General features: G+C 44.9%; 8 protein-coding genes. 4 read left to right on the forward strand and 4 right to left on the reverse strand.

The window, feature by feature from the left end; all coding sequences use genetic code 11:
- Positions 1-277: 277 nt before the first annotated feature.
- The 3 genes from AC5590_RS26145 to AC5590_RS26155 all read right to left on the reverse strand — a co-directional run bounded on the left by AC5590_RS26145 (position 278) and on the right by AC5590_RS26155 (position 3,904).
- Complete coding sequence (locus tag AC5590_RS26145) at positions 278-901, reverse strand: cytochrome c oxidase subunit 3 (protein ID WP_169266267.1); 624 nt, start codon at positions 899-901, stop codon at positions 278-280.
- 79 nt (positions 902-980) lie between these two features.
- Positions 981-2,723 carry a cytochrome c oxidase subunit I gene (ctaD, locus tag AC5590_RS26150; RefSeq protein ID WP_169266268.1) on the reverse strand — a complete coding sequence of 581 codons (1,743 nt, stop codon included), beginning with the start codon at positions 2,721-2,723 and terminating at the stop codon, positions 981-983.
- A 98-nt stretch (positions 2,724-2,821) separates the two neighbouring features.
- The gene (locus tag AC5590_RS26155; RefSeq protein WP_169266269.1) at positions 2,822-3,904 is read right to left on the reverse strand and encodes a cytochrome c oxidase subunit II; all 1,083 of its coding nucleotides are present in this window, start codon (positions 3,902-3,904) and stop codon (positions 2,822-2,824) included.
- 707 nt (positions 3,905-4,611) lie between these two features.
- Between AC5590_RS26155 and AC5590_RS26160 the strand changes: the two genes are divergently transcribed.
- The 3 genes from AC5590_RS26160 to AC5590_RS26170 all read left to right on the forward strand — a co-directional run bounded on the left by AC5590_RS26160 (position 4,612) and on the right by AC5590_RS26170 (position 7,615).
- Positions 4,612-5,577 carry a COX15/CtaA family protein gene (locus tag AC5590_RS26160; RefSeq protein WP_169266270.1) on the forward strand — a complete coding sequence of 322 codons (966 nt, stop codon included), beginning with the start codon at positions 4,612-4,614 and terminating at the stop codon, positions 5,575-5,577.
- A gap of 187 nt (positions 5,578-5,764) precedes the next feature.
- Entirely contained in the window at positions 5,765-6,721 is a 957-nt protein-coding gene (locus AC5590_RS26165) for a heme o synthase (RefSeq protein ID WP_169266271.1), read from the forward strand.
- Positions 6,722-7,444: 723 nt separating this feature from the next.
- Complete coding sequence (locus tag AC5590_RS26170) at positions 7,445-7,615, forward strand: hypothetical protein (RefSeq protein WP_169266272.1); 171 nt, start codon at positions 7,445-7,447, stop codon at positions 7,613-7,615.
- A gap of 158 nt (positions 7,616-7,773) precedes the next feature.
- Here AC5590_RS26170 and AC5590_RS26175 read toward each other — a convergent pair whose 3' ends face one another.
- Positions 7,774-8,514 (reverse strand): DUF3120 domain-containing protein, encoded by a 741-nt coding sequence (locus tag AC5590_RS26175; RefSeq protein ID WP_169266273.1) that lies wholly within the window; start codon positions 8,512-8,514, stop codon positions 7,774-7,776.
- 342 nt (positions 8,515-8,856) lie between these two features.
- Here AC5590_RS26175 and AC5590_RS26180 point away from each other — a divergent pair, with 342 nt between their 5' ends.
- Complete coding sequence (locus tag AC5590_RS26180; protein ID WP_169266274.1) at positions 8,857-9,816, forward strand: undecaprenyl-diphosphate phosphatase; 960 nt, start codon at positions 8,857-8,859, stop codon at positions 9,814-9,816.
- Positions 9,817-10,029: the final 213 nt, after the last annotated feature.

Raw genomic sequence — 10,029 nt, forward strand, 5'->3', positions numbered from 1 at the left:
GGATTCTTCTGAACTGAATTGTTATTGTTCCCATTGTCGGCATCCCCTTGACAATAGGAACTATGGGTTTGGGCGTTGGTGAGCGCAGCAACGCCAAAAATTAAAAAGCAACGTCACCAGGAATAACTGTTTTACCTATCACAATTGAGCATAAGATTTAGGAGTTAAGATTCCAATAAGCTGAAGTTAAAATTTGATGAATATTTTAAAAAAAATAAAACCCCCTACAGGGGGTAAGTCAGTATATTGAGTCAAGTGACAAACTGATCACCAATATTTAAAGCAGATACAGCAATAAGAAAAGGATAATCCAAATCACGTCAACGAAGTGCCAGTAGATTTCGGCGGCTTCTATACCAAAGTGATGTTCATTGCTGTAGTGACCTTTGCCGCGCGATCGCCACAATACCGCAAGAATTGCCACAACTCCCAGAGTCACGTGCAAACCGTGGAAGCCAGTCAATACATAAAATGCGCTGGCAAACAAGTTGGTCGTCAAGCCAAATTCTAAGTGGGTATATTCATATACTTGCCCCACCAAGAAAAGAATACCCATTGCAGCAGTAATCCCGAACCAGAGTTGCATTCCCCGGACATCATTCTTTTTGATGGCGGTATCAGCATTGTGGATAATAAAACTGCTAGCAATTAGATTGATAGTGTTGACTCCTGGTAACAATAGTTCTAACTCTGGGGTACCTTCTGGAGGCCACACAGGTACGGTAGAACGCATAGCCAGATATGCTCCGAACAACCCCATGAAAATCATGCCTTCAGCCACCAGGAACATAACCAGTCCAAAAAGGCGATGGTCTGGATGTTCTTCGTGATGAGCTTCTGCGGTAGCAGTGTGATGATGGTTAAGGGCTGTCTTTGCTGGGTCAATTGTTTGACTTTGCATGAATTTTCCGTTGAATTATGAATTACGAATTATGAATGATGAGTAAAAAAATTTTTTAGCATTCATCATTCATAATGTATCAGCGTTCTTCTTTCTCGGCAGTGATAGCGGGAGATGACTCGTCAGGTTCAGCGCGTAACACCGAGTTAGGACCGGCAGACAAGACTGGATCGGGATCAGACAGGGGTACACCCTTTCTGGTGTTCTCCAAACCATAATCGTATGGTCCAGTCGCTAAAACTGGTGGTTTATCAAAATTCTCGATCGCTGGTGGTGAGGTTGTCATCCACTCTAAAGTCAGTGCATCCCAGGGATTATTACCTGCTTTGGGTCCGTACATCCAACTCCAAATCGCATTGATGATGAAGGGGAATGTGGAAACCGCTAGTATATAGGCACCAATGGTACAAATTTCATTCAAAAACGTAAATTTGGGGTCGTACTGAGCAATACGACGGTTCATGCCCATCATCCCCAGCTTGTGCATGGGTAAGAAGGTCATGTTTAAACCGACGATTGTCAGGGCAAAATGAACCTTGCCCCAAAATTCGTTCAGCATCCGCCCTGTCATTTTGGGGAACCAGTGGTAGATTGCCGAATAAATGCCCAGAACGCTACCACCAAAGAGGACATAGTGCAAGTGTGCTACGACAAAATATGTGTCGTGAACGTGAATATCGAACGGTACAGCCGCTAACATCACGCCACTGATCCCACCAATCACGAAGGTGCCAACAAAACCTATGGCGAACAGCATCGCACTGTTGAGGCGAATTTTGCCACCCCACATTGTTGCCAACCAGCTGAAGATTTTGATCCCCGTGGGTACAGCGATGATCATGGTAGTGATCATGAAGAACATCCGCAGCCAACCAGGAACACCGCTGGTAAACATATGGTGTGCCCAGACGATGAGTCCTAGGAAGCTGATTGCCAAACTAGAGTAGGCGATCGCCTTATATCCAAAAATCGGCTTACGGGAATGAACCGGAATCACCTCAGAAATCGCCCCAAAGAAGGGCAAAATCATGATGTAAACCGCTGGGTGGGAGTAAAACCAGAACATATGCTGGTACACAACCGGATCGCCACCGCCAGTCGGATTAAAAAATGCCGTTCCTGCAAGTAAGTCAAAGGAGAGCAGAATCAAACCAGCTGCTAGCACCGGCGTAGAGACCAAAGTCAGCGCCGAGGTTGCTAACATTGCCCAGCAAAACAAAGGCAATTGAAAGAAACCCATGCCTGGAGTACGCATCTTAAGCATAGTTACCAGGAAATTAATTGCCCCCAGAATCGAAGACGTACCTAGCAATAGAACGCTTAAAATCCAGATACCTTCACCCACTTGACCTGTGACCAAGCTTAAGGGAGGGTAGGAAGTCCAACCTGCATCTGGTGCATCACCCACCACTAAACTGGCGATCAGCAACAAACCAGCAGGAGGAATCATCCAAAAGGCAACAGCATTCAGGCGTGGAAAAGCCATATCTTTTGCCCCAATCATCAAGGGGATCAGGAAGTTAGCAAATCCTGCGCCTGCGGGCACAATCCACAAGAAAATCATGATTGTGGCGTGCAGTGTAAACAAACTGTTGTACACTTCAGGGCTGACAAAATCCACGTCTGGAGTTCGCAATTCCGTACGAACCAAGTCAGCCAAAACGCCGCCAATACAGTAAAAAATGAACGTGGTGACCAGATATTGAATCGCAATTACCTTATGGTCAGTGTTGAAGGTAAAGTAGTCTCGCCAATGTCTGATCTCTGGTTCTTCAGCCAGAGCAGGGATATTGGCTTTTTCTTGTACCTGTGCTTGTGTCATAAAAATTTTAGAACTCAGGAGTCAGAAGTCAGGAGTCAGAACGAAGGTGTCAGTCGTCAGGAGTCAGTTGCGAATCACTCATGACTGATGACTAATAACTACTTGTGGAGTTGATGTAGCATTTCTGGATGAATTCCCATATGGCTGGTATGAGGAGCGAGAAATTCATCTGGGGTTAAATCCACAGGATTAACAGCAACTGCTTGCTTGAGTTCTTCAGCGCTAGCAACTTCCTGTTCTTGGATCCACTGTTCAAATTCTTCTGGCTTTTGAACAACAACTTGTGTCCTCATAGCACCGTGGTAAGGACCACAAAGTTCGGCACAGATGAGAGTATAATCACCTTCTTTGTTGGGTGTAAAACGAATCTCACTTTGCCGACCGGGGATCACATCTTGCTTCAAGCGAAACTCTGGTACCCAGAAGGCATGGATAACATCGTTGGCTGTCATATTCAATTGCACTTCGCGCCCGATGGGAACGTGCAGTTCTCCAGAAGTGACTTCAGTATCAGGGTAGGTAAAAATCCAGGCATACTGCAAACCGGTGACATTCACCACAAATGCGGGTGGTTTTCCTTCATTTTCAGGTGTCGGTCCAAGGGTAGGAGCAACACTTCCTACACCAGGGGCATTCCGCTTTTGGGGAATTTGGTCAGCATTGCGGACTGCTGCTGTCGCAGGGTCTTGCATTGCCTGATCAGATTTTTCTTGATTTTCGTTAGGTTCTGTGCTGGGGGGAGTATCGCTTAAAGTTGCGGCGATCGCAGCCCCAGGCATGTTCATGACTTGTGAGGTCATTGGGGCTTCATGGATAGCGTGGGGGCTAAAGCCGCCCATATCGTTGTAAACGTCGAAGCTGTAAACAGAAATACCGATAACGATAACAGTTGGAATTGCTGTCCAAAGGATTTCTAATGGTACGTTGCCATGTACTGGCGGACCATCTGCATTGTCACCTGCACGGCGACGGTATTTGATAGCAGAGTAAATTAAGATACCTTCTACGAGCACAAATATACCAGTGGAGACGGTCATCATTGCGTTGAACAAACCGTCTACTAACGGGGCTTCGTCAGAAGCTGCTGTTGGTAGTAGACCATGATTTTGACCGTACCAGAGACTGACTAGGGTCAGCCCGATGCCAATAAGTAATGTCCAGATGGAACTTGGGATTTTCACGGTTTTTTTGAGTTAACGGCTTTACTATATTCGACTGAGCAGTTCACTCACTTACTACACTAGTCCAGCCTAAAAGATAAGTTGGGGGAAGGCATGAAAATTTTATTAATTTTTAGGCTGATTTTTGGGATCTTGAACAAAATCTATTTTTTAGATGTGCCACAGGGTGGATGTGGATCAGGAAAAAAACTTTAGCATGGGTTAGCATCATTAAGAATGCCACACTAGGAAAAAATTCAGAACTCCTCCAGTAGACCTCTCCAAAAATCGATTTTTAGTGCAAGCCTCGTAAAGGTTTCATAGCCATTTTTGGAGAGGTCTAGTAGTAACTTAGAGAAATTTTTTGTGACCGAAACTAAGGGTGTAAGAGGTTAAGAAGAGATTATATTTTTGTGCAATGCCAGATACCAAGTAAACGAAACCCGTATTGAGTCAGGAGAAAAGCTGCTGCATTTATAATTCACACTGGTTTGTAAAACTGAGGACATTATTCATGGGAACAATGTGAATTCTGGTTCTGAGTTCTTCGCAATCCTCACAACTTAAAAATTCCCTAAAGCTTCGGGCAAAAAGTGGCTATGGTGATTCACAGTATAGGGAGAGCCAGTCTCGAACCTTAGTTGTACGCTAGGGTGGGAGATGGATCGGTACTGATAAATGTTTAGAACGTAGACAGAATCAAAAAGAGCGGCAAAAGGTGTCTTTAGATGAGCGAATTTGTCCTAGAACAACAAAACATAACCACTGCGCCGCCGCAGGCTCCACAAGAACGAATTCGTCGCTTGGTGTGGAGAATGTGTATAGCCACTTTGATTTTGATGGCAATAGGCAGTGCCACCCGTGTGATGAATGCTGGACTTGCTTGTCCTGATTGGCCTTTGTGTTACGGGGAACTGGTGCCAACCAAGCAAATGAATTTCCAGGTTTTTTTGGAGTGGTTTCACAGGTTAGATGCGGCATTAATTGGTGTCAGCGCGATCGCACTCGTTGGAATGTCCTGGTGGTCTCGTCGCTCTTTACCCAGATGGCTACCTTGGGCATCCACATTCGCGCTATTTTTAATAGTTTTCCAAGGAGTCTTGGGCGGACTCACGGTAACTGAACTTTTGCGGTTTGATATTGTAACCGCTCACTTAGGAACAGCGCTGTTATTTTTCATGACCTTACTAGTCATCGGCACTGCACTAACCCCTTACCAGCCAACCGGAAACGTAGGTAACTTGCCTTGGGTTGGTTTAACAGCAGCTATTTTGGTTTATCTACAAAGTTTACTAGGTGCTTTGGTCGGGTCTCGTTGGGCGCTACACCAATGCTTTGGCATATCCCAACTTTGTACTGTGATGTATAGTCATATCGCTGGCGTAGTGCCTCCAACAGTGGCAACATTGGCAGTGGTATTTCTTTCATGGCGGACACCAGCACTGCATCCTGCATTACGACGACTAGCAAATATCGCTGGTGGATTACTTATTGTACAACTCCTGATAGGAGTTGCCACTTTTCGGTTACATCTTCAAGTCGAGCCACTTACTGTCTCTCACCAAGCTGTAGGAGCAGCTTTGCTTGGTAGTTTAGTGGGTTTCACGGTTCTTGGACTGCGCGACTGGGTTCACAGCCGTGGGATCAACGCTAACAGCGTGATTATCAACGCAAATACCACAAGTGAACAGTGAACAGTGAGTCCAGTGCTGCAGGAGGGTTTCCCTCCGTAGGCATCTGGTGAGACAGCGCTGCAGGAGGGTCTCCCTCCGTAGGCGACTGCGTTCGCGTAGCGTCTCCGCAGGAGATACCCGAAGGGCGAACCCGAAGGGTCAACAGTGAACAGTTATCTAGGTTTGAAAAAAAGGAAATAGTGCCAAAATGATTGAGACTAATGTCTCTCGCCACCATCAAACATTTCTACAGGTTATTCAAAGCTACTACCAGCTTACAAAGCCTAGAATCATCCCTTTACTACTCATTACCACTGCTGGAAGTATGTGGATTGCAGCTAAGGGAGAAGTAGACCCATTGTTGTTACTCGTCACACTTACTGGTGGCACAATGGCCGCTGCAAGCGGCCAGACGATTAACTGTGTCTATGACCGAGATATCGATTATGAAATGGAGCGCACACGTCATCGCCCTCTGCCTTCAGGTAGAATACAGTCGCGCGATGCTCTGATTTTTGCAAGTGCTTTAGCGGTCATTTCTTTTACGTTGCTTTACGTATTTGCCAACTTACTAGCTGCACTGCTAGCAATGTCAGGTATTGTGTTTTATGTCATAATTTATACGCATTTTCTCAAGCGACACAGCACTCAAAATATCGTTATTGGCGGAGCTGCAGGGGCAATTCCAGCATTAGTTGGTTGGGCTGCTGTCACTGGTACCTTAAGCTGGCCAGCATGGGTAGTATTTGCGATTGTCTTTTTGTGGACACCGCCTCATTTCTGGTCTCTTGCTTTGATGATTCGGGATGATTACGCAAAAGTTGGCGTACCAATGTTACCCGTAATTGCAGGAACTACGCCGACGGTGCGGCAGATTTGGTTATACACCCTAGTTACAGTAGCAGCAACATTTTCATTGATTTACCCTTTGCACGTCAGTGGAGTAATCTACGGAGTCCTTGCTGTCAGCTTAGGGGCAGTTTTTATTTACAAAGCTTGGCAACTACTGCACAATCCAGAAGACCGCAATTTTGCTAAAGGATTATTTCTGTATTCCATCTCATACATGATGTTGTTGTGTGTAGGCATGGTTGTTGATAGCCTTCCCTTCACTCATCATGTGCTTAACGTTGTGGTAGATAAGGCGCATTCGTTGATGGGATAGAACTTAGCTGTAGTGGAAATTTATGCGATACGCCTCTGGCGTCTGCCCTGAGTCCTTACGGACACGCTGCGCTAACGGGCAATCGCTTCTGTAGAGGCGATCGCCTCATCTATTTTTGCAAGTGCGATTGCGCAAAGCAACAGACGCGCTCTTGGCGTACCGCTCCTTTGGGTACGCCTTCGCTAATCGCAATTTGACTAAATATGAGCTTGATTAACCAGGTAGACTAATTGTAGCCATTATCCAATTGACCTTTTTTGAATTCAAAATTCAAAATATGCCCAAAGGGCATACTTTGAATTTGAGCCCGAAGGGCGAGTGACACTCCCCTGGCTGTATCTTGGAGAAGTCTGGAAACTCTGCGGCTAAGCCTTAAGTACGCTACGTGAATCGAGCATCGCCCAATCACAACAAAAAACCTCGGTGAAACCAACCGAGGCTAGGAGGAGAAGTCCAAATGTCAATGAGTCCTGATTCCAAAATCTAAAACTTTTAGCTAACGCCCAATACAAGCGAAATTAGAGCGGTAACAAATATACGTAGCTTTTTTGGTTTGTTTTTTGTTTTTTGTATTTTTAAGTTATGTAAACAAGTATAAGAATTTTGTTAAAAAAGGTCAATAAAAGTTTACATTTAAAGAACTGATAGCGTTCATAAAATTAACTTATCAGGAATGAGCGATGATTGTGAACAGCTATGAGGTGATGCAGGCGATACATTCCTGTGGAGCGTGCACTTTGCCATAGAGCGGACACGCGCAAAGCGCACGCGATCGCGTTCGCTCAGGGAGAGGGTTTTCTGGAGGAAAATCCTCTGGGCAAAGAAGGGCGATCGCCCAGTGCTGCCCTTAACTCAACTACTCCCTTCCCGCTCGAAGAATACCTATTGGAATGAACCGCGTTAGCACAGCGTGTCCGCAGGACATAGACGCAAAGCACACGTTAGCGCAGCGTGCGCCAAGGGCGCATAGAAACAGGAGTAAGACTTGAGGACTTGCCAATACTCTGAGGGAAATCCATAAAAATAAATCTCCAGCTTTGGTACGCTGATATTTACGCAAAAACCGCAGCCAGTAAAAATAGGCAGTCTACCAAAATGGTACTCAAAACCGCTCCACTAAAAGCGTACCAATGCCGCTGCTTCCCAGATAAAGACAAAAGCCCCACCGTTAACAAGACTATGGCGAGAGTTAGCGCCCAAGCTTGTCCCCAAGGCGTTTGGACTTGTGTTAAAGCACTTTGTAAAATTGGTGTCGCCTCCAATGTTGATTCTACTTGCACGATTTGCCGCCAATAAGGAATTAAATCTACTAAGTAAAAATACACATCGGTTAATACTGTACCGAATAAAGAACCTAAATAAAACCAGTTACCGATTTTGCCCCAGTTCCGACTCAGACACCACAAGGCAAACGGTAAACCTATACACTCAACGGGTAAATGCCATAACGGTTCCCAGCGCAACCAGCCCCAATAAATTGAGCCTGCAAGCCAACTCCAACTGAATCCTAAAAGCAAATCTCCCCAAACATACGTAGAGGAATGCGACATTAATTTAAAACTTAACCATATCCAACCTGCTGTTAGAGCTAAACTCAGCCACGGAAGCGATCGCCCGAGTGGCGTTTCAATAAACACAGGCACAGAAACCAGAAACACCGCCGCCGCAAAGACTAACCACGCCGGTTGGAGGGCAACTTTCCACAACAAACCAACATTAGCGCTTTTCGTTGGCTGAGTTCGCTGAATCGTAGTAGTAGAAGCAACGTAAGAGGACAAAGTATTGTTAACCAATGTTTTTAATATTTGTTACTTATCTTTATGTTATTTAAGATATCACAACATCTATCCCCTAGGGGGGCATTTTATACTAGCTTAATCCAAGAATTAAGAATGTGTTAATGTTGTGGGCATTTCATTTACGTATTTCTGTATTTTGGAGAGAATAGGCTCCAGACTGTGAAGTGAGCAGCTTTTTGCGGAGGTTCCCTTCGTTGAAGCGACTGCAAACTAATAAGGGTGATGACTACAGATGTTTTTGCGTGCAGCACAAAGAGCAAAAAGTATTTTGCCTCCGGGTTTGTCTATGGACTATTTGTGTAATGGGTTGTAAAGACAGTGAGCATGAATAAAGGAATGGCTCTATCAAAACGTCAATTGTTATTGTTTTTAAGCGTTGCATCCGCGATTATCTCCGTTGTCGCAGAACCGATGAAAGTTCTTAGCGCTGAACCAACTACAGCGGATGGCGTGCAACAAATGAATATTTTTCAGGCTCTTGTTTTAGGATTTGTACAAGGAGCTACAGAATTTCTGCCTATTAGTAGTACCGCACACTTAAAAGTTGTGCCTGTACTTCTTGGTTGGGGTGATCCAGGAGTTGCTTTCACAGCAGTGATTCAGCTTGGGAGTATTGCGGCTGTAGTGTGGTATTTCTGGAGCGATTTGACGCAACTTGTCACAGGAGCAGTAAAAGCAATCGCCCGTTCTGACTACCAAGACAACAACTTTCGCGTCACTTTGGGAATTCTCATCGGAACATTGCCCATTATCTTTTTTGGACTTCTAATCAAAAAGCTAATTCCGGATTATGATAATTCACCGTTGCGGAGTTTGGGTGCGATCGCAACTGCCTCAATTTTCATGTCCCTCTTATTAGGGATAGCAGAAAAAATTGGAACACGAAAGCGGGAATTTAATCAACTAGCAATGTCAGATGGGATATTCATGGGATTAGCCCAAGCTTTAGCTGTGATTCCTGGTGTTTCTCGTTCTGGTTCTACCTTGACAGCAGGGTTGTTTATTGGTTTAGAAAGAGCGACAGCAGCTAGGTTTTCCTTTTTGTTGGGTATGCCTGCTATTACCTTAGCTGGGTTAGTTGAGTGCAAAGATCTTTTTCAAGAAGGATTAGGAGGTGCAGGGATAGTTCCTTTGGTTGTTGGTGTCCTTTCTGCTGGAATATTTTCTTATATGGCGCTCGCTGGGTTGTTACGCTTTTTAAAAAATCGAAGCACTTGGGTATTTATTTGGTATCGGTTGGTGTTTGGCGTACTTATATTAGGAGCGATTGGAGCAGGATTATTGAAAAATGTTTGATTAGATTTTTGCTAAAAATTTGATTGATACGCGCATTGCATTCATGAGTTACACCTCACCCCGCCCTGACGGGCACCCCTCTCCTTAGTAAGGAGAGGGGATGGGGGTGAGGTTTTTAGCAGGATTATTGAAAAATGTTTGATTAGATTTGTGGTAAGAATTTGATTGATACGCGCATTGCATTCATGAGTTACACCTCACCCCGCCCTGACG

The organism is Brasilonema octagenarum UFV-OR1, assembly GCF_963888615.1.
GTDB lineage: Bacteria > Cyanobacteriota > Cyanobacteriia > Cyanobacteriales > Nostocaceae > Brasilonema > Brasilonema sennae.

Bases quoted from the DNA above. Each gene is read 5' to 3' on its own strand.
- AC5590_RS26165 (WP_169266271.1), top strand. From the start codon at position 5,765: ATGATTGAGACTAATGTCTCTCGCCACCATCAAACATTTCTACAGGTT.
- AC5590_RS26160 (WP_169266270.1), top strand. From the start codon at position 4,612: ATGAGCGAATTTGTCCTAGAACAACAAAACATAACCACTGCGCCGCCG.
- AC5590_RS26145 (WP_169266267.1), bottom strand. From the start codon at position 901: ATGCAAAGTCAAACAATTGACCCAGCAAAGACAGCCCTTAACCATCAT.
- AC5590_RS26180 (WP_169266274.1), top strand. From the start codon at position 8,857: ATGGCTCTATCAAAACGTCAATTGTTATTGTTTTTAAGCGTTGCATCC.
- ctaD (WP_169266268.1), bottom strand. From the start codon at position 2,723: ATGACACAAGCACAGGTACAAGAAAAAGCCAATATCCCTGCTCTGGCT.